Here is a 24886-nt window from a genome sequence, read left to right on the forward strand (position 1 = left end):
TGGATAAAACCATAATAACAAAAAGGACTTAATGAGCGCGACCGATTATTAATTGACAGGATGCTCATTAATTGTAATCAATTCAAATTTATTATCACGCCAAGTAATCAAATCTCTTATAATGCGGACGTTAATATCGAGTAAGCCTTCTTTATATGCAGTACGATCCGAAAAATTCAATCAAAATTGCGCTCGCTGATATCGGCGTTGGTATGTTTGTTACCGCGATAGAGCACAACAAGCGCGTCAATTTAGCCAATGCAGGGCGGATATCTAGCCCTGAAGGCATTAAGAAGCTTGCTACAAGTGGCGTAAAGTATGTTTGGGTAGATCAAACATTATCTTCGCAGCAGTGTGTCTTCAAGCCTGTAGATGAATCAACTGATGCCACTAAAGAGACGCGAGAGCAGAAACACTCCGATTTTAAGAGGGGTCAACGAACTTATCGTTCGAGAGACATCCAACACAAGCGAGCCAAAAAGCTGATCGCCGAAGCAAAAGATTTGGCGCAGAAACTATTGAATCAAACTTTTGAAGGAAAAATCATTGAAGTTGATGAAGTAGAAGCTTGGGCTGACGATGTCATTGAAAGTGTTTTGATTGACTCAGATGCGTTGCAGTGTGTCTCTGCGCTCCGAAAAAAAGACTCTTATTTATTGGAACACTCCGTCAATGTCGCTTGTCTTTTAGTGTCATTCGGAAAGTACTTGGGCTTGGATAAGCCAACGCTAAAACAGCTTGCTGTAGGTGGCATTATTCATGATGTAGGTAAAATTAAAGTCGATGATAAGATCTTGCACAAGCCAGCGAAGCTAACGCCTGAAGAATTTGAACATATGAAGCTACATCAAGTGTTCGCAGGTGAGATAATCCTTCACGTAAAAGGACTTAGTGACGTAAGCCGTGATGTTTGTTTGATGCACCACGAGAAGTTAGATGGCAATGGTTATCCTAGAGGCTTGAAGGGGGAGGAGATTCCAATTCACGGCCGTATGAGCTGTATTGTAGATATCTACGATGCGCTAACGGCTGATCGCTGTTACAAAAAAGGCATGAGTTCTGCGGAAGCGTTTAAAATCTTGTTGAGTCTAACGCCATTTCATTTAGACGCCGACTTAGTTTACAAATTCATTAATTGCATTGGGATGTATCCCGTAGGCTCCATTGTCGAGTTGAACGATGGGCGTGTTGGTATTGTTTGGTCTTCAAATGAATCTCAAGCATTAAAGCCAGAAGTGAAATGTTTTTACTCCCGCAAGTATAAACGATACATTGATGTCACGATGGTGGATTTAAAAACGAGTGCGTACAAAATTGAAAGAGCGATCGCGCCTTCATCGTTAGAGATCGATCCTAAGCCTTTTTATGATTAAGAGAAATAGATAAGCTTATACAACAGGCTTTACATCCTTGCATGTAGATCGTATTTTATTTGCATAACTATCTATTAATTTTTTCTAAGTTATTTAGATGCAAGATGGTTATTAAGCCCTCGGCTTCATGGATAGAAACCGGGCGATAAAATAGTTCTACACAATGGGCTATAAACCTCATTTTGCTGGAAGGGATGCCAATGCAAATAGATACATGGATTTTTTACACTCTTGCCATTCTCGTGCTCACAGCTTCACCAGGACCAAGCTCACTGTTGTGTTTGAGTAAAGGAGTGAGTAGTGGGTTTCGTATTGCTTTCATGACTGCGCTTGGCAGTTTGTCTGCGATTACGATCATCCTTACGCTCTCATTTACCGGGCTGGGAGTTGTCATTGCTTCATCTGAGTTGGTTTTTAATATTATTAAATGGTGTGGTGCCGCTTATTTAATCTGGTTAGGTATTCAAGCGTTGCGCTCATCTCAGACAGATTTTAATAAAACGGCAACGACTCAAAGTTCCGCGACAGCGTTTAGCGCGTTCACTAGTGGTTTCATTGTTGGCGCTAGTAATCCCAAAGCGATAGTCTTTTTCACCGCTTTGTTTCCTCAATTCATAGAACCTTCCGCACCGCTACTGTCTCAATACGCGATTTTCGCGTCTACATTTGTGGTTTTTGAGCTTAGCTGGCTAACATTTTATGCATTGTTAGGGGTAAAAGCCTCCGATTGGTTGTTTGTCGCTGGAAGAGCGAAGTTGTTCAATCGTTTGACTGGTGGAGTATTTATTGGTGCAGGCGTGATGTTGTCGACGGCAAACCGATAAATAAGACAGACTTCGGTACGCAGTTAGGTTTTTCCATATAGTAAGTTGGAATGCGCTAATTTAGCTTTGTCTTATTTCCAGAATGGAAATAGACGTTTTGTTTATTTTCATTAGTGGCAACAGCCAAGCAGGAGTAAAATCACGTTACTCTTTAGGGGTAGAGCTCGTATTTTTTGTCTTGTGGGCTTGTGGTTACTTTGTAGGAATATCTTAGATGACAAGCCTTTCTAAACTACAACAACGTTTTCTAGATATCGCGACCGACGTCCGTCTTTCTCCAAAACAGAAGTCGAGTTTTTTAGCTTTAGAGGCGGAAGCGTGCATTCCTTACATGACCGTATCTTCATCACTGAGACAAGCAATGGATGAAGGCATCATCTGCGATATGTTTGAAGGTCATGCACCGTTTAAACCTCGCTACGTGTTGCCTGATTACGCTAAATTTCTATCGCAAGGCTCAGACTATCTAGAGTTGTCTCCGGCTGATGATTTCGATGATGCGCTGAATATGCTTACCATCATTTACCATCATGTTCCTTCGGTAACGAACATTCCGGTTTATTTAGGTCAGTTAGATGATGTCTTGTTGCCTTACATAGGCGACCTAACAGAGAGCCAGATTTACAAAAAGTTAAAACATTTTTGGATCATGCTGGATCGCACATTGCCAGATGCGTTTATGCATGTGAATGTCGGACCGACAGACAACATTATTTGTCGCACTGTTTTAAAAGTAGATGCGGAGCTCAAGCAGATCGCACCGAATCTCACCTTTATGTACGACGAGACAGTTACACCTGATGATTTACTTCGTCAAGCGACACAGAACATTTGTGAATGCAGTAAACCGCATATCGCCAATTACCCAATGCACGCGAAAGCCTACAACGGCTCACGCTTTGGTATTGTAAGTTGCTACAACTCGCTTCCATTAGCAGGTGGCTCGAACACATTGGTGCGAATGAATTTAAAAGAAGTTGCAAAACGAGCATCAGACTGTAACGACTTCTTAAACAGTGCGTTGCCTTCTTACCATCGATTAATGGTCGAGCTCATAAACGCAAGAAGCACGCACTTGCATGAAAAATCGAACTTCTTTCAAGGCTTTTTGACGCAAGAAGGGTTGATAAAAGAGTCCTATTTCGCGCCAATGTATGGCGTTTACGGCATGGCCGAAGCGGTAAACCTTCTATTTGAAAAAGAAGGGCAAATAGGGCGATACGGAAAAAATGATCGAGCAAATACTTTTGCTCATGATGTTTCAGCAACACTGGCTAAACTGGTGGACTCAACCCCGGTGAAATATGGTTTAGATGGCAAAGCGCTCTTACATGCACAAGGCGGCATTAGCTTAGATCATGATGTTACGCCAGGTGTACGTCTGCCTTATGGTGCAGAGCCAGACCCTGTCACTTATGTACAAGCAACGGCGAAGCATCATCAGTATTATCGTGCGGGTATCAGCGATGTTTTGACGATTGATGAAACGGTGAAATCTAACCCAGAAGCGATGTTCAATTTATGTAAAGGGGCACTAAATGTTGGTTATCGTGAGTTTACCGCGAATGTCACTTCAAATGACTTAATTCGCGTGACAGGCTACATGATCAAACTTTCAGACGTCGCGAAATATGATAAAGAAGGTTCGAGAACCAACACGACGTTTCTAGGTGCAGAAGCAGCAAAAAATACCAAAATTTTAGAACGCTCGCCACGTGTGGTGAGTCATGAAGTAACACCGACTTACACGCAGGCATAAGTTCGGTTTAGGAAAGAACAAGATGTCTAGACGAAGTGGAAGCCTTTTGGCAAAAGTCACTCGTATCCTTCCTTTCTCTTGTGTTGATGGGCCAGGAAATCGTCTAGTCATCTTTCTACAGGGTTGTAACTATCAGTGTTTGAACTGCCACAATCCTCACACGATAAACCATTGTAATCATTGTGGTGAGTGTGTGAGTGAATGTTCAGCAGGCGCATTGAAGTTCGACGAAAACAACAACGTTGTTTGGCTTAAAGAGGAGTGCACCCACTGCGATCATTGTATAGAGATATGTCAGAACCAATCTAATCCAAAAATTACTGATTACTCTGTAGTAACAATGCTCGATTTGATACGCAAACATCGCTTTTTCATCAGTGGTGTTACTGTATCCGGTGGGGAATCTACCTTACAACTTCCTTTCATTATTGAGCTGTTTAAAGGGATAAAACAAGATCCTGAATTACGGCACCTCTCTTGTTTCATCGACAGTAACGGTTCTTTAGCGGTTGCTGGTTGGCAGCGTATTCTACCTTTTCTGGATGGCGCAATGATCGATTTGAAAGCGTGGCAGACGGAGACGCATCAGTGGCTAACTGGGCGTGATAATCATCGTGTATTTAAAACCCTTCAGTACCTTGTTGAGCACGAAAAATTGTACGAGGTCCGCTTACTGCATATTCCCCGAAAAAGTGATTTAGATATAGAAATCGTAGCAATTGGACGTTACTTGAGTACTCTTCCTGAATCGGTGCTTATCCGTTTAAATGCCTTTCAGCATCAAGGAGTAGTGGGGGAGGCGTTAACTTGGGATATGTGCTCTCATCATGATATCGAACGCTTAAAATCAGAGCTTCGATGCTACGTGAGTAACCCTATCACAGTGCCGACAGTACTCACGTAGTACCGTTGTTTATCTATGCTTACGCATCACAGGCATCTAACATGGCGCAAGCGTCGAGTAATTGTTGCTGTAACCATTTTAAAGCGGGATCGTTTAAGCTCGCTTTGTTCCAAACGAGGCTGTAGGCTACTTGCCCGTAATCGAATGGAAGAGCTTGCTCAACCAAACCTTTTGCTTGCATTGCCGCTCTTGCCCAAAGCTTGGAGCATGTGAACAAGTAATCCGAGTGCTGACACATCACCGCAGCTGAACCAAAGTCGGCTACACGCATGGCCAAGTTTCGCTTTGAATGCCTTTGGGTGAGATTTTGCTCAAAATAAGGTTGTGACAGATCTTTATCATGAATACCGATGTGTCTTGCACAAAGGTAACTTTCAACAGATAAGGGTTGCTCAGCGAGTGGGTTCGATGCTCTCATTAAGCAAACCATTTCGTCTTTCAAAATGGTTTTCCATACCAAGTCTTTATTTTGTGTGGGTGGTTGGCTGAGATCGTGAGGAAGCAACAAAAAATCCACTTGACCTCTTGCTAATGCATCGAAGCTCATTTCCTCTTTCGCATGGACATTCAAGTGCGCGTGGTTACTCAGTTGTTGGGACAGATGCTGTAGAACTGGCGCAAAGAGCTCAAACGAACTTTCACGCATTGCTAATGAAAAACTACCTTGATAGTAAGCCGGATTAAAAGAGCCTTGATGTAATAACCCATTCATACTGGAGAGTATGCCATGGATTGAAGGGCCTATATGCAGCGCAAATGCTGTCGGCACTAAGCGAGTGCCATCACGGTAAAAAAGGTCATCCTTTAGCGTTTCGCGCAACTGTCCGAGCGTTTTACTGACGCTCGATGGTGTTACACACAAGCGTTCTGCCGCAAGTGTGACGCTGTGAGTGGTTAACAACATATGTAAAACAGTTAGATGTTTAAGGCTTATACGCGAAAGAGCAATGTAGTCCATAAATAGCATGGTTTCTTATGATTTTTGGCAGTATATCAGCATGAAACAAATTTTTACTATTGTTTATCTCGGAAACACGCCTGTTTCTCTTTGAGCTCAATGCATTTAATGGGTTGCATAAGGATTGATGGTGCTTATAAGTCTAGAAATTTATCTTAGTTTTGTTGGACTTTAATGCTTTCATTTATTCAATACTAAAGCTTCTATGTAATTTTAATCAATTTGGAGGAGTTGATTGATTTGTACACGAATTAAACTTGTTCCTTGTTAATTAAAATAGATATTGTTTTGTTGATTGTTTGGTGATTTACTCATGATCCCTCAGTAACAAAGGTATAAATAATTAATGGACGACCCCTTTAGTCGACAAAACCCTTCACCATATGTCTTCTTATTATTGGAGACATGCTCATGCTAGAACTTTTTATGCAACCAGAAGCTTTGGCTATTTTCGCCACTTTGTTTGCGCTTGAAGTTGTCTTAGGCGTTGATAACGTCGTTTTTATCTCTGTCTTATGTGAAAGACTGCCGCTGCACCAACGTAAGCTGGCAAGAAACCTTGGTATTGGTCTTGCTGTTATTGCTCGTATTGGTTTAGTGTTTTCAATCTCTTGGATCATGCAACTGACTCAACCGCTATTTTCTTTGGCGAACCAAGCGTTTACCGGAAGAGACGTCATCATGATTGCGGGTGGTGTATTCCTCTTGGCTAAAAGCCTGAAAGAGTTGTGGAGTTGGTTAAATCACAACGAGTCGGCTCACTCAACTCACGCCCGCACTGGTTTAGCGGTAGTTCTGTTGCAGATTGTTGCCGTGGATGCTGTATTCTCGATGGACTCGGTGATAACCGCCGTTGGTTTGACAAGTGATGTCCCACTTATGGTCGCAGCGATTGTTTCGTCAGCTATCGTGATGGTCATGACAGCCGAAAAAATCAATAACCTGGTGTCGTGTTACCCTGGTTTTAAGACACTTGCTTTGTTATTCCTTGTTTTGTTAGGTGGTTTATTGATGGCAGAAGGCTTCGAAATTCATATCAACAAAGGTTATGTGTACTTTGCGATGGCATTCGGCTTAATTCTGGAACTTTGTCATATCCAGTTAAAAAACAAACAACGCCCGACTATTAAACGTCTTAGTCCGTTGCGAGTTCATCCAACCAGATTAGAAGCTCGTCAATAATAAAAGATATTGCCGCTCATATGAGCGGCATTTTTATATTCGTCATCACCTATTTTTACTCTCTTTTTATTTTGTTGTCGTTTCGACAAAAAATCGCATTTGTTGTGGGGTTGAAGATTTTTTATATAGACCGCCCAACTAATATGAGTGAACGGCAATAATGGATAAAATGATCGATGCGTTAGCAACCCATGGCTACTACATCTGGGATGATTTTCTTTCTGAACAAGAAGTGGCTCAATTACGAGACTGCATTCCAAGTAACTGGAAAAAAGCGCGTATTGGTCGTAATGACGATGTGACTCGTATTGAGTCAATTCGAAGTGACAAAATTCAATGGTTATCGCCCAATATGGGGCACGCGGTTACTTCTTACTTAGATAAGATGGAAGAAATACGCCAAGAAGTGAACCGTCACTTGTTTCTGGGACTTTTTGAGTATGAAGCTCACTTTGCCAAGTACGAGGAAGGGGATTTCTACCAAAAGCATCTAGATTGTTTTAAGGGCAATGAAAACCGTCGATTGACAACCGTTTTTTACATGAACGAATCTTGGACGGAAAAGGATGCAGGTGAATTGGTGGTTTACGATCTAAATGATAATAAGATAGCTACCATCCCTCCTCAATCAGGACGCTTACTTTTATTCTTATCTGAGCAATTCCCGCATGAGGTTTTACCGACCAACGCAGAGCGGTTCAGCATTGCAGGTTGGTTCAGAATCAATGGTGTGCGAGACAATGTACTTGATATTGCAAAATGATTGGTTTGCAACCAGCATAAAATCAGCAAAGGGCGTAGATACGCCCTTTATCGATTAAACATTAGTTGATAGCTTGTAACACTCGGTCATGTTTCGCTCTAGTACTGCATAGACGTCAGGACAAAGTTCTTGTTTAGCGACTTGCGCACCCATAATCGCGGCGATTTGTGCTTGCGCCATTCGTCCGCGGTAGGGACGGTCCTGAGACAGAGCTTGAAAAACATCGGCAACCGCGACAATACGCGATGGTACATCGAGTTCGTCTCCTGTTTTATGATAAGGATAGCCTGAACCGTCCAAACGCTCGTGATGATTAGAGGCCCACTCCGCTATTTTAGCGTTGGGAAACACTTTGTGTAATGCGAGCTGAGTATCAATTGTATGGCGTTTAATACGCGTATACTCTTGTTTATTAAGAGAGCCTTCTTTATGAAGAATCTCATCTGGTGTTTTTAACTTTCCGATATCATGCACCAACCCAGCAATAAATAACATCTCTTGGTCGTGCTCACAGAACCCAAGCTTGATGGCTAGATACCGAGATAACTCCGCCACTTTTTGCGAATGTTGATAAGTAAATGGGCTTTTTGCGTCAACAATTCGAGCGATAAACATTCCCAAACTATTCATATCTTGGATGGTGAGCTGTTTTTGAAGCCAATCAATGCTTTTAAAGTTTAATCCGATGGTTTCTATATTTTCAGACTCCATCGCGAACCAAAATGCGTCGGTCATAACGAGCTTAACCATTGCCTTAGCCATGTCTGGATTAAACAAAGTTCCAGCGTTTGCCATGATGCATTCTGCAATTAGTTCTTCATGAAGTGTGACAATGTCACAGTGGCAGTTCATGACGTATTTGGAACGCATAAAATCGAGACGATCGGCTAAATAGAGTAGGGCAGCGACCTCTTTTTCAAAAGGCGGTAAATCAAGATATTTTAGTTCACTCCAATGTGTATGGTGGTAAAGAACAGGTGTAGCAAACTGACGCAACAAACGACACTGCTTGAGGCTTCGGTATCCTCTTAAGCAATGTGTTTTTACATCTTGTGGCACCAACTCCTCAAGTAACATTTTATGTTCTTGTGTTTCGGAGACTCCACAATCGTGGATCATCCCTGCGAAGTAGCAAAACTCCGCTTTTTCTGGTTCCCAGTTCATGACCCGAGCACATTGGTAAGCGATGTAAGCGACACGATGGCTATGGTGCGTATCATCAACACCGACATAGTCGAGTGCTCGAGCAACCCAGATAAGTGCTTGTTTCAGATCGACTTCAAAGCCCATGTCCGTATGGGAATGGCAAGAATGATTCATGGTTTATACCGACATTGCTAATTAGCCCACGCTAAACCCAAATCAGAAGGTGATAGGAAAAATTGGGTACGACAGCGAATAGACCCCAAAAAGGTGGGCGTTTAGACATAGTTTTGATTATGGGCGGGATAATAATCCTAGTTGCATAATAATATCACCTGAAGCTCATGGTTAAGAGTCAGATATTTGAACTAAGTATAAGTTTTGAAAGATTATTGTTGCTCTTGTTGACTTATTTGAAAACGACAATAAATCATGATGTAACGCATTCTTATTTTTATTTTTGTAAATCGTGCTCGGGCTCAACCAGAGACACACGGTATTGGTGTCTGATTAACAGAATTCATATTGTTGCTTTTGAAGGCAAAAAATAAGAAGACTTCTTCGAGGCTCGCTCTGTAACTAACAGAGTAATAGGGAAAGAAGCTTGTTAACTACATGACAATAGAGCGTCGTTGAAAACATTTTCTCTGTAGCTCATGTCGTTGAGGAAAGATAATAAAATGGTACGGTTTCCCAGCGATGCTAGCCCTTTTAGTGAGATAAGTTTATTGAAAATGTGTGATTGCAAAGTAAGCATAGGTAGTAAAAGTAGCTAGAATGATAGCTCTAAATGAAAAGGATTTCGTATGTTGAAGCATCGTTTATACCGGAGTTACACCGCTGGGTTAAAAATTGCAGCCCATATCCTTCCTATGCCGAGACCAACCTTGTTTTCCGGCCCTGGTTCGATGAATGAGCTATTAGAATCGATGACCGAGCTGGGATTTAAACGCGTTTTGTTAGTTACCGACGAAGGGTTAGTCCAAGTCGGTATTGTAGATAAGGTGCTTGAGGCTGCAGCAAAACTCGATTTACAGTTAGATGTTTTCTCGCAAGTTAAGCCCGATCCTACCTATGATCAGGTAGAGAGCGGTCTAGAGGCTTATCATCGTTTTCATTGTGAGGGCATATTAGCTTTGGGTGGCGGCTCTGCAATGGATTGTGCAAAAGTCATCGCTGCGAAAGTTACCAATAAACGGCCAATCAAAAAATTAGCTGGACTATTGAAGGTATGGCGAATGCCAGCGCCGCTTTTTGCTATTCCAACAACGGCTGGAACCGGAAGTGAAGTTACTATAGCTGCGGTCGTGTCAGATCCCTCCTCACACATTAAAACCCCTTTAATGGATCCAAAGTTGGTGCCACTAATGGCAGCTTTAGATGCGAATTTAATGATTGGTTTACCTCCTAAGATCACGGCTGATACTGGCGTTGATGCATTAACCCACGCTATTGAGGCCTATGTATCGAAAAACGCTACTCAAGAAACGATGGCTTATTCGGTTGCCGCTATTAAACTCATTTTTAAATATCTTCCTAGGGCTGTGATGCAAGGGGATGATGTCGAAGCTCGTCATAAAATGGCTATGGCATCCTATTACGCGGGTTTAGCATTTACCAAAGCGAGTTTGGGTTATGTTCATGCCTTTGCTCACACATTCGGTGCGAGATATGGAATACCTCATGGTATGGCAAACGGATTAGCCTTGTTGCCTGTGCTGCGCTTTTCATTATCAGAGATTGAGCCTCAACTAAGAAAGCTCGATGAGTTGACGGCCGAGGGGCAGTTAGGTAACGCAAGTGCTCAGCATTTTTTGGCGAATCTGGAGTCCTTGTTTTCAACTATTGATATTGAGCAAACCAGTGCGCTCATTCAACGTGAAGATGCTGATGCGCTTGTTGATTTAATTCTGAAAGAGGCGCACTGGAATTACCCTGTTCCCAAGTTCATGAACAGGGAAGAATGCACACAGTTATTGTTAAATATCAGCAAGGCGTAAATTATAGTTTACATGTGTGGTTTTTTATCCTTACACTTTGCTTGATCTTCTGCTAAAGATCCTACAATATCGACGGCAATACAAATATGGTGTTGGTTTCGGTCCGCCGTTGCCCGATCTAATACTGATAATTTCTAATAAAGTGTAAAGATTAATATACAATGAGTCGTTCTAAAGTATTCGGTAGTACGCTAATTATTGCGGGCACTACAATAGGCGCTGGTATGCTAGCGCTTCCACTTGCCTCTGCCGGCATTGGTTTTTCAACTTCTATTATCATCATGCTAGGCTTATGGGCTCTGATGGCTTTCACTGCCTTGCTTATGCTTGAGCTTCATCAACATGCGGAGAGTAGTGCTACACTTCATACTTTGGCGAAACAGATCCTAGGTCAAAAAGGCAAGTGGGTGGCAAGTTTTGCGATGTTGTTTCTTTTCTACTCATTATGTGCAGCGTATATCGCTGGCGGTGGTGCTCAGTTCGGAGACCGCCTTGCACAATGGTTTGACCTCGATATTTCAGGGCCTACATCAACGATAATCTTTACCTTGATTGTGACTTTAGTTGTGACAGTGGGTACCGGTACGGTCGATAAAGTAAACCGAGTTCTGTTCGCGATGAAGCTCATTGCGATGGTTGCGGTGCTTTCTTTTCTTGCTCCAAACGTTACGGAATCTTACTTGTTAAGTATGCCAATCGAACAAGGCCTTGTTGTAGCGGCGATTCCGGTTATCTTTACTTCGTTTGGTTTCCACGGAAGTATTCCTGCAATTGTGAATTACTTAGACGGTGACACCTCTTCTTTACGCAAAGCCGTTATTATTGGTTCGACGATTCCACTCGTTATTTATATCTTTTGGCAAATCGTGACGTTGGGTGTGGTTAGCCAAAGTACTCTTATTGAAAACGGTGGGTTGAGCGCGCTTATTGGTCAACTATCGCAGACGGTGCACCAATCAAACTTAGGCAACATTGTCGGTGTATTTGCTGATTTGGCACTGTTAACGTCATTTCTTGGTGTGAGTTTAGGTCTATTCGAGTTTTTGGGTGATACCATCAAAGGAACTAACGATAAGCCTAATCGTTTGATTGCGGCACTAGTGACGTTTACCCCACCGCTAGGCTTCGCACTTTTCTATCCTCAAGGCTTTATTATGGCTTTGGGCTATGCAGCGATTGCCTTAGCGATTTTAGCCATCTTTTTGCCTTTGGTTATGGTGATCAAGGTTCGTAAATCGGATGATTTTACTGGGGAGTACCGCGTCGCAGGTGGTCAAGGTGCGTTAGTGATAACGGGCATCGCTGGCACTGGCATCGTATTCGCTCAGGTGTTAATTACGCTGGGTGTGCTTCCTGCTCTAGGCTAGTTGTTTAGAACGTTCTTTGAATAACTTCTAGTTACTGAATCCATCGTAATCAATCAGTATTGTTAGGCCAACGAGTTTCGCTCGTTGGCTTTTTTAATCTGGATCAAATTACCGTAAGATATCCGGTGAAAAAATTGGTAGAAATGTGCTTTTATTTCGTACACTTAAGTTGTGGTATATCGATAATTTAAGTGGAGAAAACCGCTCAAAATACCATTGAATTTGCAACACAATGAGCTTTTCTTGTTTCTCTGCTTTGGTGTGGAGGTGAAGCATGGCGCACCGGAGTTTTTACCCGTTTGCAAAACCGCTTAACGAGCAACTGCAAACGCTAAAAGGCAGGATGCAGGCGCACTTGCCATGTATTGATAGGGTGTCATTTGCAAAATATCACCCAGACCAAGATGTGCTCAAATCATTTGCAGAAAGTGAGTTCGACACTTGGTGTTTAGCCCATCACGAATCAGCATTCCGTAAACTCCACCACCTCAATATTGCCTCTAAAAACGCGGTTCCTCGTATCGTCGAAGACCTTCATGATATTAAGCACTGTCCTCGGGTTCAAATTTTACTCAAACACGGATATCAGTCGTCGGCTGCTATTCCTTGTTATGACAATAAAGCTTTTACTGGTTTTGTATTTTTGAACTCCACTCAACGTGATGCGTTTAGTTTAGAAGCGCTGAATGGTCTTAAACCTTATTTCGAAATGATTCGATTTGCGGTTGAATCAGAAACTCAAGTAGTCAATGCGATAGAAACGCTAGCGAACCGAATGCAATGTATGATGCCAGGCTATTCACCTGAGTATTACGCGCATACCAAACGCATGAAGTACTACAGTCAAATTATCGCAACGCAGTTAGCGGATCGTTATCACCTGAATGACGAAATGGTCGAAGATATTGGTATTTTTGCTCAGTTCCATGCGCTCGGTGATAGTCAGCTGCCAGTTGAAATTGCTAGCCGCCGAACAAATTACTCTCAAGAACAAGAGGCGATATTGATTCAACATATTGAGCGTTGTATCGATTCAGCGGATGGCATGGTTGCCCGTATCGGAAATCCGGTTCACCCGAGTGTGACTTTGTTTTTGCAGATGGTTACTTATCAGTACGAAAACTTAAATGGCACTGGTTATCCTTATGGTTTAACCAATGATGATATACCAATCGCCGCGCAAATTACGGCTGTCGCGAATGCCTTTGATTTTATGACGACGCACCATCCGTACAGACAAGCGTGGTCCATCCCATACGCATTGTTAGAACTTGAAAAATGGGTATATCAGGGATGGTTATCTCGAGAATGTGTTGATGCTCTGCGAGAGCATCAAGGTTATATAAAGCAAATCATCCACAAATATCCCGAGCACTATACAGGCTTGGGGTTAATGTGAAGAGCAGTAACAAAGTTGAAATGTTGACGAGGAGGAATATTTAAACAATACTGTTTTTATATACAGTAATAAGTTTGGAGGTGAAGTATGTTGTGGGAAACCCTTGAAAGAGTAAACCGCTTACGCCAACAAGCACTTGCAAATCCTGAGTTTGTTGAGTCAGCAAAAGAGCACGAACAAGCACTTCAGGAGCAAGAATACCATTATCAAACTAAGAAAAAGCGTTCAGCCAAAGACAAACAAGGTAAAAAGTCGCTGGCCGATATCTATAAAGAAGTAGAGTTTGGCGCTGACGCTCGTCATTAATGTATTCACTGCGGCATTTTTCATTTCTTCATACGCTGCAGTATTCGTTCAAATTTATGCGAGAGCAGTGGGAGACCGCTGCTCTCGTTGACCTGCCTATAATTTACTAATGAAGTTCAGCAGAGCAAATTATCACTAACACTTAGCAATTCTCTCAATGATCTTGTTGATGTAATGATAATGACAACGGTTTGCATTTGTATCTTTGTTGTTATATAAAACCTCCCTTATTAATCGTTCTGTTGAATAAGAACGGCAAACGTGATCAACGAATGAGAGCTCTGAATAACTGTTATTCGTAAATGGCTATTAGGTGAAGTAGGGATGTTGGAAGCTAAAGCACTCCAGTTTGAGATTGAAGGCAAGTCATTGCTAAAAGCGTTTGATGTGACATTTGAACCCGGAAAAACATACGCTCTTGTTGGACACAATGGTTCAGGAAAATCCACATTGTTAAAGTTGCTGGCACAGCAACAGCCATACACCGCTGGTGACGTGGTTCTGCATGGAACGAGCATTAACGATCTCTCAGCGAAAAAGTTTGCCCAACACATTGCCTACTTGCCTCAGCATCTTCCAGTGACCGACAGTATTTTAGGTCGAGATTTAGTCGGTTTTGGTCGTTATCCATGGCATGGTTTACTTGGACGTTTGAGTAAGAAAGATCACGACATTGTTGAAGAAGCAATGGCGATGACAGGCACACTAAAATACGCAGATCGCTTAGTGGACACGTTATCTGGAGGAGAGCGTCAACGTGTGTGGCTAGCTATGCTGTTAGCCCAAAAAACCGAGTATTTGCTTCTTGATGAGCCTTTGTCTGCGCTAGATATCAGCCATCAAGTCGATATGTTGAAGCTTATCTCTAAACTCAGTCAAGAACTGGGTTTGGGCGTTATTATCGTATTACACGACATCAACTTGGCTGCACGATTTTGCGACTACATCGTTGCATTACATCAAGGTGATTTGATTGCACAAGGCAATGTTGAACAGGTGTTTACTGAACCTAAGTTGAGGGACATATATGGGATAGAGATGATGATCTCTGACCACCCCGCGGGTTATCCGGTGGCGATGCCAAGCTAAAGGTTGGAATAATGAGCAGTACAAACACTCGACTTAAACATTTCTCTTTCGCTCTCTCACTTAGTGCGCTTTTGGTCAGTTCTTTTCAAGCACTAGCTGACGCATCACCTCGGGTGATGTCGGTTGATTGGACACAAACTGAAACGATGTTGGCTTTAGGGGTCGTACCTGTAGGCGTTGCTCAAGGGCAAGATTACGATGCTTGGGTAAAATCGCCACCGTTACCACCTCAAACTAAGGATGTAGGGTTAAGAACTCAACCCAATATAGAGCGTATTTACGAGCTCAGACCTGACCGTATTTTTATTGCCCCGTACTTCTCCTCAATGAAGCATCGCTTAGTCGATATTGCCCCCGTTACCACGATTGACTTATATGAAAGCGGGATTACGGATTGGTCGGTACTTACCAGTTTCACTCGGAGGTTTGGTGAAGAGCTGGGAAGAGAGGCGGAAGCAGAGGCGCTTATCCAACAATATGAAAAACGTTTGTCTTTATTAAAACAGCGTATAAATAAAGGCCAGCCGCCACTTCTAATGATTCAGTTTATGGATACAAAGCACGTACGTGTTTTTGGTCAAAATAGTCTTTACTCCCAGGCTATCGAAAAGATTGGGCTGAGTAATGCATGGAATGAAAAGACGAATAGCTGGGGCTTCAGCCTAGTTGGCATCGACAAGTTAGCTGGCATAAAAGCTCAAATCGTTATCGTAGAGCCATTACCTTATGGTGGAGCGGAGCAGCTCTCTCAAGACCCATTTTGGCAATATGTTGTTCAACAATCTGGTGAAAAGGTCATGCAAGTCGCGCCCGTTTGGAGTTTTGGTTCTATGCCTTCAGCCCTCCGTTTCGCAGAGTTAGTTACGGCGAGTAAGGTCGAGGAGTTAACACAATGAAAACGATGCCTTTAAGCTTTGTGGTGTTACTTTCGGCATTTACCTTTTCTATTGGTGCTTTCCAATTGTACCAAGTAAGCTCATTTTCGTTGGCTCTAAGCAGTTTATGGGAGCCTAACTTTCAATCTATCGATTCTGTTTTACTTCACTTTAGCTGGTGGCCTCGAGTCTTCACCACGATTATATCTGGTGCTGGATTAGCGGTTGCTGGGGTATTGATGCAGCAAGTGCTGCGTAACCCTCTCGCTTCACCCACGACACTTGGTGTGGCGAGCGGTTCAAGTTTTGCTTTGATGTTAGCTACGCTATTCGCACCTTGGATGTTGGATATCGCGCCTAATTTGGTTGCTCTCATCGGCGGTGTGATATCGATGGGGTTGGTGATGCTGTTGTCATGGCGACGAGCGTTATCTCCAACGGTTGTCGTCGTTTCTGGGTTAGTGATAAACCTGTACTTTGCATCATTAAGTACGGTTATTCTGATGATGAATACCGAAAAGCTGAATGGGTTAATGATATGGGGAGCCGGTTCGCTTGTTCAGAGTGGATGGGGAGATTTCTCGTATCTTGCCCCTCGAATCGCACTTGCTACGGTCGTTGCATTTGTGATTGCAAAGCCGTTAAGTCTGTTGGAACTCTCCGAGCAAGGTGCCAAGAGTTTAGGTGTCTCGCTAGCTAAGTTGCGTTTTGTCTGTCTTGGGCTTGCGGTGTTAATCACTTCTTGGGTGGTTTCTGCCGTAGGAATCATCGGTTTCATCGGGTTAGCGGCGCCAGCGATTACTCGATTGATAGGTATCAATAAAATCCAGCATAAGCTTTGGGTATCAATGCTGATTGGTGCCATGTTATTGACTTTAACCGATTTGGTTATTCAGCAACTGCCGGGGCTAATGGCGAGTTTTATACCAACGGGAGCAGCAACCGCTGCACTGGGCGCTCCGCTACTGTTATGGCTGTTACCTCGCTTATCACAAAAGACGCAGGGCCATACTCAAACAGTGTTAACTCGACATCGTGAACATGTTTACAAGCTAAACCCTAAAGCGATCTCATTGGCGTTGATCGGCACGTTAATTTCTGTTGTTCTTTTTGCCACGGTTGCTGTGCAAAATGAAGGGTGGGCAAACTTATTTGCTAGCCAAAATTGGATTTTTTTGGAGTGGCGCGCACCTAGATTATTTGCAGCAGCAATTGCGGGGGCAATGTTAGCGATTGCTGGAACCATGATTCAACGCCTAAGTGGAAACCCAATGGCAAGTCCTGAAGTGATCGGTATCAGTTCAGGGACAGCGATGGGATTGATCATCGCGATGTTTACTGGGTTTGGTTCGTCAATTTTCACTCTTTCTCTAGGCGGGCTCGTAGGCGCATTAGCGACGGTATTAGTCATTGTGCTGCTAAACCGTAAGTCAGGCTTTCAGCCGGAGCGTATTTTGTTGACTGGTATTGCGATAACCGCACTGATGAATGCAATACAGAGCTTTATTCTAGCCACTGGTGACCCAAGAAGTTATCAAGCATTGGCTTGGTTGTCTGGGTCTACCTACTATGTCTCGGTTGAAACGTTACTCCCATTGTCTTTATCTGCGCTTGTCTTTATAGGGTTGAGTTTTCTCTGCGTAAGATGGCTAGATATTCTTCCTGTCGGTGCCGCTTCCTCTAAAGCACTTGGAATTCGAGTTGATCGTTCACGCGCAATACTGCTTCTTTTAGTTGCTTGTCTCACGGTCAGTGCGACATTGGTTGTTGGCCCGATTAGCTTTGTTGGGTTGTTGGCTCCGCATTTAGCTCGCTTATTTGGTTTTAACAAAGCGTCACAACACATGTTATGCGCCGCGATACTGGGGGCAGGGGTGATGTTGTTGGCTGATTGGTTGGGACGACAGGTCCTTTACCCGCAAGAAATACCAACAGGGCTTATGGCGTCTCTCATTGGCGGTTTGTATTTAATGTGGGGTTTACGCCGTTTATAGAGATGAGTTAAGCCTCAACCAAGAAAGTACTTATACAAATAAGCACTCGTAGTGGCATTCGTAACCTATGCGAGTGCTTTATGCAAAACCTCTGGTTTGTCTTTTACGGAAACAACTGGCGATGCCGTAACTCGCTTTTCTTTCAGCGGTCGCTGAAGTCATGAAGGGTTGGTTTGGCTGCCGACAAAAAGGAGAAGAATATGACTCGGCAGTTTATGCTGACACCAACGTCGATGGCGGTTGTATTAGCTTTATCAACGCCAAATGTCTTGGCTCAGGAAGATGAAAATATAGTTGTGATTGGACAGCAGCAAGACAGTGCAGTTGGTCCAGATTTTAGTTATCTCGGAGCGAAGAGTCGGGCAGCGACGAAAACTGATATTGCTATCAATGAGACTCCAAGAGCGGTGTCTGTTGTTACGCGAGAGCAAATGGATGATCGTGCCTCTATTAGCATTTCTGACGCACTACAGTACACACCAAGCATTCAAACTAATTATTTCGGCGAAGATAACAAGCAAGATTGGTTTATTATTCGTGGTTTTAAACAAGCGAACAGCGGGTTGTATCAAGATGGTACCCGTTTATATTCTTCTGGCTTCTATAGTTGGCAAATAGATCCGTTTGCGTTAGAGAGGGTTGAAGTTTTACGTGGTGCAGCGTCTGTTCTTTATGGGCAAAACCCTCCAGGTGGGGTTATCAATGTTGTCAGTAAGCGACCTCAATTTGATGGGGGATCAGGACTTGTATCTTTGGAGTACGGTTCTGAAGACCGTAAACAACTTTCTCTTGACGTAAACTCTGAGGTGAGTGAGCAGCTAGCTTTCCGCTTTCAAGGGTTAGCGAGAAAAAATGGGACGAGAATTAGTGGGGTAGAAGCAGAGCGCATTCTTCTCTCTCCATCGATGACGTACAAATTTAATGAGACGTCTGAAATTACCTTTCTAACGAGCTATCAAAAAGACGACTCAGGTCCTTATCTGCAATTTTTGCCAGTTGAAGGAACGTTAACGCCAAACAAAAATGGAAAGATCAGTGATAGTTTAGCGATAGGCAATCCTAACTGGGAGACGTTTGAGCGTGAGCAGGTGTCTTTAGGCTATGAGTTTTCTCATGCATTTAATGATACCACTTCATTTGTTCAAGCAGCTCGTTACAGCGAAATGGATGTTAAGCTAAGACAAATGTATTCGTACGTTTACTCGGCTGACGTGCCTGCGTTGGGGCCGGCTTTGGACCCATCAAATGAACGCAAAACCATACTTAGGGGTGCTTCAACAGAAGATGGGTCATCTGATGCTTTTAATATCGATAATCGTTTGATGCACCAAGTAAATTGGGGAAGTGTTGAGCATAACTTGATGTTGGGCATAGATTTTCAAATGATCAGTATCGATGGTAAAGATTTTGCCAATGACCCTATAGTTGCTAATGGTAATGCATTATTAAACACACCAATGGGAGCTTTGCCCGATCCTAGGTTTAATGTATTTAATCCTACTTATTCGGATAACATAATGTTACTCGATCCGAATACGCTACAACCATTGAGCGAAACCGATAAGCAAAGAACGAAAATCGATAATCAGCAGCTCGGCGTCTACTTTCAAGATCATATGCTGATCAACGATAAATGGGCGATGTTATTGGGGGCACGTTACGACGATACAAGTAATGAAGTACATAATGTTACCACTGGTGCTCGCACGAAAGTCGATAATGGAGAGTGGACGTTTAGCGTGGGAACGGCTTATATTTCTGATTCTGGCTTCACGCCATACTTTAGTTACTCTCAGTACTTTGATCCAATTATTCAAGAAGACAGCAATGGTAAGTCAGCGAAGCCTGAAAGCGGTGATCAATTTGAAATCGGTATGAAATACCAACCGGATTCATTTGATGGTTATTTCAATATTGCAACGTATCGGGCAACAAAAGAAAACTTGGCTCGTATCTACTTGAGTGAATTAACGCAAATAGGAAAAATAGAAAATAACGGCGTTGAGTTTGAAGCTGTAGCTAATGTGACACCATCCTTAACATTGATCGGGAACATTGCGTACGTTGATGCAGAGATAAAACAAGACATCAATAAGGCATGGGTTGGCAAAACGCCTTCCCAAGTGGCGAATACCGTATCATCAGCTTGGGCACATTATCGTTTCTTTGATGGACCTCTTGATGGCTTTGCTGTTGGCTTGGGCGCGCGCTATACAGGTGAGTCATACGGAGACAATGAAGAGAGACTAAAAGTACCAAGTTATTTCTTAATGGATGCGACGGTCAGTTATCGAATCGGCGATTACAAGTTACAAGTCGCAGCTAAAAACATCGCGGATAAAAAGTACATAGCGACATGTGATGGCTTTTGTTGGTATGGCGACCGACAAAATGTTATTGCAAGTTTAACTTACGACTGGTGAGTTAACGTATAAATAAACACCCCTAACTTTAGGGGTGTTTATTTAGAAATCGGCTTTACGGACAAAGTGCGGGTTTTTGTACTTTTTCTGCGGACCAAACGATGATACGACAAGTTTGTTCCATAATGTTTTGTCAAACTCACCCTTTGGAATCGAAGGGTAGAGGGTTTCCTCTTCTTCTCTTGCAAAGTTCATATATTGTTTCTTTTTAATTTGATTGTACTTTTTGGCGATCTGGTTATGTTTTCTTACCCACTCCAGCTTGTAATTGTGGAGCACTTTTTCACCATCTTCGAGACGCATTCGAGATAGGAACAGTCGCTTGTATGAGACCTTTCTGTCCAGCATTGTGCGCATAACGGTTTGGATATATTTACCGTGATGCGTAATGGTAATGTCGTTTTCATCAATAGGAGTGACACACCAGCCTTTAGGTAAAAAGTCTGGCTTCTTAAATTGCTTATTACGCTCCATTAGCGCCTGATGTAAAACTAAATCAGAGGTGCCGCGGAACGTCTTTTGCCATTTACCGATACGAATTTGAATCGAACCAGGCAAGCGATAGATGTTAGTAAACTTATCTTTGTCCATGGACTTGTGTCATGAGATTAATGTGCATAATTAGAAAGCGGAATTCAGTCCAATGCCACAGGCAGTAGACTTAAGTACCGTACGATTTTACAACGACCTTGCGCGATATAGCGAGGGGTTATGTCAATAATAGGTAAGAAATAGAAAATTAGTTCACATTATGAAGAAATTGGAAGCTAACAGGTTAAATTTTGAAGTTACACCAATTATGCCCATGCCGACTAAATAAAAAGAAGGCACGGGCATAAAATCACACCGCTTCTTCGAGTTGCTTGGTGTCTTCTTCAATCTGTTGTAGATGTCGGTTTGCTTGCTGTAACTGATACATTTGGGCATAGCGACCATTTTGCGTTAAGAGTGCTTTGTGTGTGCCTTTCTCGACTAACTCCCCATGATGAAGAACAATGATTTGGTCTGCATCTAGGATAGTTGAAAGCCGATGAGCAATAACAACGAGCGTCATGTCTTGTCTGAGTACCGCCAAGCTCTTTTGGATTAAAGCCTCTGTTCCTGAGTCAATATTTGCGGTTGCTTCATCCAATATCAATATCTTAGGTTTTACCACAAGCACACGTGCTAACGCCAAAAGCTGTTTCTGACCCGCAGATAAATTAGTTTCGCCTTGACCTAACTGCGTGTCTAGCCCGTTAGGGTAACGATGAATTTGTTCTGCCAAACCAACCTTGTCTAACGCATCCCATATTTGATTGTCATCAACTGCCCGACTGAGAGAGATGTTTTCTCTGACTGAAGCAGGGAGAATATGTGGATCTTGTTGAACCATTGCCACATCTTTGCGAAGTACGTCTTTCCCTAATGTTTTAAGTGGACGACTATCTATGAGCAGTTCACCACATTGCGTTGGATAAAAGCCCATTAACAGTGACGCTAATGTGCTTTTACCGCTTCCTGTATGCCCGACAAGCGCGATAAAGTCTTGGTGGTTGGCCTTCAACGAAATGTCTTTTAGGACGTCCTGTTTACCATCGTAGCTAAATGTGAGGTCTTTAAGTTCGATAGCACCTGACCTTAATGGTTGATGATCGTCCCCGTAAGTTTGTTCTTTCGCGTCAATCAATTCAAAAACACGTTCGCTTGACACTAACGCCTGCTGAAGTAGAGCAAGTTGCTGAGTCATCTCAATTAGTGGTTCAGTAACTCGCGCAAGATAACTGATAAATGCATACAGTACCCCCACACCAATCAACTCAATACCATTAAAACCAAAGATCGCAACCAAGCAAAGCAACGCAAGACCAGCGAGTAAGTCCATTAATGGTCTTAGCAGATAGCCGTTTAGCCGAATCACTCGTTTAGATGCCACCAGATGCTCTGCGGTTAGCTCGTTGAACTGTTTATTAAAACGCTCTTCTTGTTGCATTAATTGAATGACACTCATCCCTTGAATGGATTCACTCAGATTCGCATTTATATCGGTCAATAGGTCACGCATCTTTCGGTAGCTTTCTGTACTTAGCTGCTTAAACAAGTACATAAAGCCGATGACGATCGGCAGCAATACAAGCACAACGAGTGTGAGCTTCCAGCTCATGAAAAACATAACGCCAAGCATTACGACAATCATGACCACGTTTTTCACCACGGTCGCGATCAAAAGCTCATAAAATTGCTGTAAAGATTCCGTATCGTTGGTGATTCGCGACACCAATTTTCCAGCAGGAGTGTAATCAAACGCAGATAACGGCTGCTTAATCACGCCAGAAAATACTTGCTTACGAATCGCTTTGATCGTGTTAGCCGCGACAATGCTAAATTGCAATGACTGAAAATACTGGAATGTTGCCGATACGATCTGAAGAGCGATATAACCTACTGCTAGCGAAATCAGAACACTTTGTGAATAGTCACCTTTAGCGATGTGCTCATCAATGAAATATTGAATCAACCAAGGGCCGCCGGCGCTAGCTAACGCTGCAATAAACAGCAAGGCGAGTCCTTTAATCATTGGCTTTGGTTGAGATAATGGGTAAGACATTAACCGTTTAAACGTGCTGGTCTGGTTCATTCATTATTCCTCCATCGCCTGCTCTAGTTTCTGATACTCGAACATCTCGGCGTACCAGCCTTTATGCGCTAATAACGCGCTATGTTGCCCACGTTCAGTAATGTGTCCGTGATTCAATACAATGATCTCGTCTGCTGCTTCCAAAGCGGTGAGGCGGTGCGCAATAACGATTAGGGCCTGATTACGGTAGTATGTTTCCAAATTCTTAAGGATTTGATGTTCGGTCCGTCCATCAACAGCGGAAAGTGCATCGTCCAAAACCAACACTTGAGCATTCAGCAGCATAGCGCGTGCTATCGCAATACGTTGTTTTTGCCCGCCGGAGAGTGTAATGCCTTTTTCACCAACTTCTGTTTGATAGCCTTCAGGAAACTTTTCAATATCGTCATGTATACAGGCTAACTTTGCTGCTCTATAGACTTCTTCTTTCTCTGCATTAGGGTTGCCTAAGGCAATATTTTCGAAGATAGATTTGGAGAATAGAAACGGACTTTGGTTAACGACAGCAAAACGGTTGCGCCACTGCGGTAGTAGGGCATCCTTGATCTCGACATCCCCGAATTTAATTGAGCCGTTTTCTAAATCATGTTGACGCAAAAGTAGTGTTAACAGGGTCGATTTTCCGCTTCCTACAGGCCCTGCAACTCCCAACATTTTTCCGGGTTCAAGTTCGATGTTTACTTCCGTCAAAGCGGGCGGTAAATCACTAGACCAGTGGAAATCGTCGATATCAATTTTTAACGGAAGTGGTTTATTTTCTATTGGCTTATTACCACTGATAATTTCTGGCTTTTCATCAAAGATCTCTTGTAGTCGGTTCCATGCGGCAGAGCCTCTTTCTAAAATGTTAAATAGGAATGCGAATGCCAGCATCGGCCATATCATCAACCCTAAATACATCGTAAATGCGGTCAGATCACCAAGCGTGATCTCACCTTTATCAACAAGGTAAGCACCAGCAGCGACACTAAGAAGGAAAGAAAGACCGATGGTTAACTGAATTGCCGGGTCAAATCTAGCATCGACTCTTGCGACAGCGATGTTCTTCTCGCCAGTATCATCCACAACCTCTTCAAAACGTTGCTGCTCTTGGTTTTCTAATCCGAAAGCACGCAGCATTCGCACGCCATTAAGTGACTCTTGTGTCATGTCTGACATGGTAGAAAAGGCTTCCTGAGCGACACGAAAGCGTTGATGTAGGATACGCACAATAAAGAAGATGATGATGGCAAGAAATGGCATTGGAAGAAGCGCCATTACGGTGAGCTTCCAGCTTACTTGCGTTAGCATAATGATTAAAACCGCAATACCAGTGATCAAAGAGTCTGCGGCGGTTAAAACCCCTTCGCCGGCTGTCATAACGATATTACGCACATCATTAGTGCCACGAGCCATCAGATCCCCCGTCTTGTAACGTTCAAAAAAACGAGGTGGCTGTGTCGATAAATGCCTATATAGACGGTTACGTAGAATGGTCCCGAGCTCCCAGCTTGCGCCGAAAAGCCAAATTCGCCATAAGATGCGACACCCATAAATAGTAAAGATCAGTACAGTTAACCCTGAGAGCCATAGAATCAGCGTATTTGTATCTAAAGTGTTGTCTACGACGCCATCAACGATGATGCCAACTGCTTTGGGCGGAACAAGCTGTAGTGCTGATATCACAGCGAAAAGCAGAATGGATCCGACATAGTGCCTCCACTTTTGTTGGAAATACCAACGTAGCTGCCAGAATATTCTCATTACGCCTCCCGCTTTAAATTATTGAATTTGTTATAGAACTATTATTGAGCGAAATGATGAGTTTACAAGCACAAGTTATAGGCGGGTTTAAAAACGATAGATTGTTTCAATTATAGCCATGTGTCGGCGCAAATTACTGGTTTTATCTCTATGAGCTAACTGTGCGA

General features: G+C 43.0%; 19 protein-coding genes. 14 read left to right on the forward strand and 5 right to left on the reverse strand.

The genetic code is table 11. From position 1 onward, the window contains the following. The first annotated feature begins 155 nt into the window (after positions 1 to 155). From R8269_RS05940 to R8269_RS05955, 4 genes are all read left to right on the forward strand, one after another. A complete protein-coding gene (locus R8269_RS05940) occupies positions 156 to 1373 on the forward strand; it encodes an HD-GYP domain-containing protein (protein WP_025766705.1) in 1218 nt (405 codons plus the stop codon). Positions 1374 to 1573: 200 nt separating this feature from the next. Next, positions 1574 to 2197: a LysE family translocator gene (locus R8269_RS05945; protein ID WP_025766704.1), complete on the forward strand. Its 624-nt coding sequence runs from the start codon at positions 1574 to 1576 to the stop codon at positions 2195 to 2197. Positions 2198 to 2411: 214 nt separating this feature from the next. Further along, positions 2412 to 3956 (forward strand): YjjI family glycine radical enzyme, encoded by a 1545-nt coding sequence (locus R8269_RS05950; protein WP_215810266.1) that lies wholly within the window; start codon positions 2412 to 2414, stop codon positions 3954 to 3956. 22 nt (positions 3957 to 3978) lie between these two features. After that, positions 3979 to 4860 carry a YjjW family glycine radical enzyme activase gene (locus R8269_RS05955; RefSeq protein ID WP_170890610.1) on the forward strand — a complete coding sequence of 294 codons (882 nt, stop codon included), beginning with the start codon at positions 3979 to 3981 and terminating at the stop codon, positions 4858 to 4860. 19 nt (positions 4861 to 4879) lie between these two features. Here R8269_RS05955 and R8269_RS05960 read toward each other — a convergent pair whose 3' ends face one another. Then, positions 4880 to 5818 carry a LysR family transcriptional regulator gene (locus tag R8269_RS05960; protein WP_005377737.1) on the reverse strand — a complete coding sequence of 313 codons (939 nt, stop codon included), beginning with the start codon at positions 5816 to 5818 and terminating at the stop codon, positions 4880 to 4882. A 411-nt stretch (positions 5819 to 6229) separates the two neighbouring features. On the opposite strand from R8269_RS05960, the gene R8269_RS05965 reads away from it, so the two are divergent. Beyond that, positions 6230 to 7000 carry a TerC family protein gene (locus tag R8269_RS05965; protein WP_054579462.1) on the forward strand — a complete coding sequence of 257 codons (771 nt, stop codon included), beginning with the start codon at positions 6230 to 6232 and terminating at the stop codon, positions 6998 to 7000. Between the two features lie 160 nt (positions 7001 to 7160). After that, entirely contained in the window at positions 7161 to 7763 is a 603-nt protein-coding gene (locus R8269_RS05970; RefSeq protein ID WP_005377733.1) for a 2OG-Fe(II) oxygenase, read from the forward strand. A 54-nt stretch (positions 7764 to 7817) separates the two neighbouring features. On the opposite strand, the gene R8269_RS05975 is transcribed toward R8269_RS05970, so the two are convergent. Then, complete coding sequence (locus tag R8269_RS05975) at positions 7818 to 9083, reverse strand: HD domain-containing phosphohydrolase (RefSeq protein ID WP_054579463.1); 1266 nt, start codon at positions 9081 to 9083, stop codon at positions 7818 to 7820. Positions 9084 to 9712: 629 nt separating this feature from the next. On the opposite strand from R8269_RS05975, the gene R8269_RS05980 reads away from it, so the two are divergent. From R8269_RS05980 to R8269_RS06015, 8 genes are all read left to right on the forward strand, one after another. Beyond that, complete coding sequence (locus tag R8269_RS05980) at positions 9713 to 10906, forward strand: iron-containing alcohol dehydrogenase (protein ID WP_215810264.1); 1194 nt, start codon at positions 9713 to 9715, stop codon at positions 10904 to 10906. 161 nt (positions 10907 to 11067) lie between these two features. Continuing rightward, on the forward strand, positions 11068 to 12273 hold the full coding sequence (locus tag R8269_RS05985; protein WP_005377727.1) for an aromatic amino acid transport family protein: 1206 nt from the start codon (positions 11068 to 11070) through the stop codon (positions 12271 to 12273). A gap of 274 nt (positions 12274 to 12547) precedes the next feature. Beyond that, positions 12548 to 13672, forward strand: a complete 1125-nt coding sequence (locus tag R8269_RS05990) for an HD-GYP domain-containing protein (RefSeq protein ID WP_005377724.1) — start codon at positions 12548 to 12550, stop codon at positions 13670 to 13672. An 87-nt stretch (positions 13673 to 13759) separates the two neighbouring features. Further along, positions 13760 to 13978, forward strand: coding sequence for a hypothetical protein (locus tag R8269_RS05995; RefSeq protein ID WP_005377723.1), 219 nt, complete (start codon positions 13760 to 13762; stop codon positions 13976 to 13978). A 324-nt stretch (positions 13979 to 14302) separates the two neighbouring features. Continuing rightward, positions 14303 to 15067 carry an ABC transporter ATP-binding protein gene (locus R8269_RS06000; protein WP_005377721.1) on the forward strand — a complete coding sequence of 255 codons (765 nt, stop codon included), beginning with the start codon at positions 14303 to 14305 and terminating at the stop codon, positions 15065 to 15067. Positions 15068 to 15078: 11 nt separating this feature from the next. Then, on the forward strand, positions 15079 to 15963 hold the full coding sequence (locus R8269_RS06005) for an iron-siderophore ABC transporter substrate-binding protein (protein WP_005377718.1): 885 nt from the start codon (positions 15079 to 15081) through the stop codon (positions 15961 to 15963). Further along, positions 15960 to 17936 (forward strand): Fe(3+)-hydroxamate ABC transporter permease FhuB, encoded by a 1977-nt coding sequence (gene fhuB / locus R8269_RS06010; RefSeq protein WP_005377716.1) that lies wholly within the window; start codon positions 15960 to 15962, stop codon positions 17934 to 17936. The genes R8269_RS06005 and fhuB overlap by 4 nt, the downstream gene beginning before the upstream one ends. 200 nt (positions 17937 to 18136) lie before the next feature. Further along, entirely contained in the window at positions 18137 to 20359 is a 2223-nt protein-coding gene (locus R8269_RS06015) for a TonB-dependent siderophore receptor (RefSeq protein ID WP_215810263.1), read from the forward strand. 42 nt (positions 20360 to 20401) lie between these two features. Here the strand turns inward: R8269_RS06015 and R8269_RS06020 are convergent, their stop codons facing one another. From R8269_RS06020 to R8269_RS06030, 3 genes are all read right to left on the reverse strand, one after another. After that, positions 20402 to 20950, reverse strand: coding sequence for a hypothetical protein (locus R8269_RS06020; RefSeq protein WP_318222481.1), 549 nt, complete (start codon positions 20948 to 20950; stop codon positions 20402 to 20404). A 250-nt stretch (positions 20951 to 21200) separates the two neighbouring features. Continuing rightward, positions 21201 to 22976, reverse strand: coding sequence for an ABC transporter transmembrane domain-containing protein (locus tag R8269_RS06025; RefSeq protein WP_005377709.1), 1776 nt, complete (start codon positions 22974 to 22976; stop codon positions 21201 to 21203). 3 nt (positions 22977 to 22979) lie between these two features. After that, complete coding sequence (locus R8269_RS06030) at positions 22980 to 24719, reverse strand: ABC transporter transmembrane domain-containing protein (protein ID WP_031778970.1); 1740 nt, start codon at positions 24717 to 24719, stop codon at positions 22980 to 22982. Positions 24720 to 24886 lie beyond the last annotated feature (167 nt).

The organism is Vibrio sp. Vb0667 (genome assembly GCF_033391095.1).

What these genes read in the sequence shown, in the direction of transcription:
- R8269_RS05940 (WP_025766705.1), top strand. Translation starts at nt 156, where the DNA reads ATGCAGTACGATCCGAAAAATTCAATCAAAATTGCGCTCGCTGATATC.
- R8269_RS05945 (WP_025766704.1), top strand. Translation starts at nt 1,574, where the DNA reads ATGCAAATAGATACATGGATTTTTTACACTCTTGCCATTCTCGTGCTC.
- R8269_RS05950 (WP_215810266.1), top strand. Translation starts at nt 2,412, where the DNA reads ATGACAAGCCTTTCTAAACTACAACAACGTTTTCTAGATATCGCGACC.
- R8269_RS05955 (WP_170890610.1), top strand. Translation starts at nt 3,979, where the DNA reads ATGTCTAGACGAAGTGGAAGCCTTTTGGCAAAAGTCACTCGTATCCTT.
- R8269_RS05960 (WP_005377737.1), bottom strand. Translation starts at nt 5,818, where the DNA reads ATGGACTACATTGCTCTTTCGCGTATAAGCCTTAAACATCTAACTGTT.
- R8269_RS05965 (WP_054579462.1), top strand. Translation starts at nt 6,230, where the DNA reads ATGCTAGAACTTTTTATGCAACCAGAAGCTTTGGCTATTTTCGCCACT.
- R8269_RS05970 (WP_005377733.1), top strand. Translation starts at nt 7,161, where the DNA reads ATGGATAAAATGATCGATGCGTTAGCAACCCATGGCTACTACATCTGG.
- R8269_RS05975 (WP_054579463.1), bottom strand. Translation starts at nt 9,083, where the DNA reads ATGAATCATTCTTGCCATTCCCATACGGACATGGGCTTTGAAGTCGAT.
- R8269_RS05980 (WP_215810264.1), top strand. Translation starts at nt 9,713, where the DNA reads ATGTTGAAGCATCGTTTATACCGGAGTTACACCGCTGGGTTAAAAATT.
- R8269_RS05985 (WP_005377727.1), top strand. Translation starts at nt 11,068, where the DNA reads ATGAGTCGTTCTAAAGTATTCGGTAGTACGCTAATTATTGCGGGCACT.
- R8269_RS05990 (WP_005377724.1), top strand. Translation starts at nt 12,548, where the DNA reads ATGGCGCACCGGAGTTTTTACCCGTTTGCAAAACCGCTTAACGAGCAA.
- R8269_RS05995 (WP_005377723.1), top strand. Translation starts at nt 13,760, where the DNA reads ATGTTGTGGGAAACCCTTGAAAGAGTAAACCGCTTACGCCAACAAGCA.
- R8269_RS06000 (WP_005377721.1), top strand. Translation starts at nt 14,303, where the DNA reads ATGTTGGAAGCTAAAGCACTCCAGTTTGAGATTGAAGGCAAGTCATTG.
- R8269_RS06005 (WP_005377718.1), top strand. Translation starts at nt 15,079, where the DNA reads ATGAGCAGTACAAACACTCGACTTAAACATTTCTCTTTCGCTCTCTCA.
- fhuB (WP_005377716.1), top strand. Translation starts at nt 15,960, where the DNA reads ATGAAAACGATGCCTTTAAGCTTTGTGGTGTTACTTTCGGCATTTACC.
- R8269_RS06015 (WP_215810263.1), top strand. Translation starts at nt 18,137, where the DNA reads ATGACTCGGCAGTTTATGCTGACACCAACGTCGATGGCGGTTGTATTA.
- R8269_RS06020 (WP_318222481.1), bottom strand. Translation starts at nt 20,950, where the DNA reads ATGGACAAAGATAAGTTTACTAACATCTATCGCTTGCCTGGTTCGATT.
- R8269_RS06025 (WP_005377709.1), bottom strand. Translation starts at nt 22,976, where the DNA reads ATGAACCAGACCAGCACGTTTAAACGGTTAATGTCTTACCCATTATCT.
- R8269_RS06030 (WP_031778970.1), bottom strand. Translation starts at nt 24,719, where the DNA reads ATGAGAATATTCTGGCAGCTACGTTGGTATTTCCAACAAAAGTGGAGG.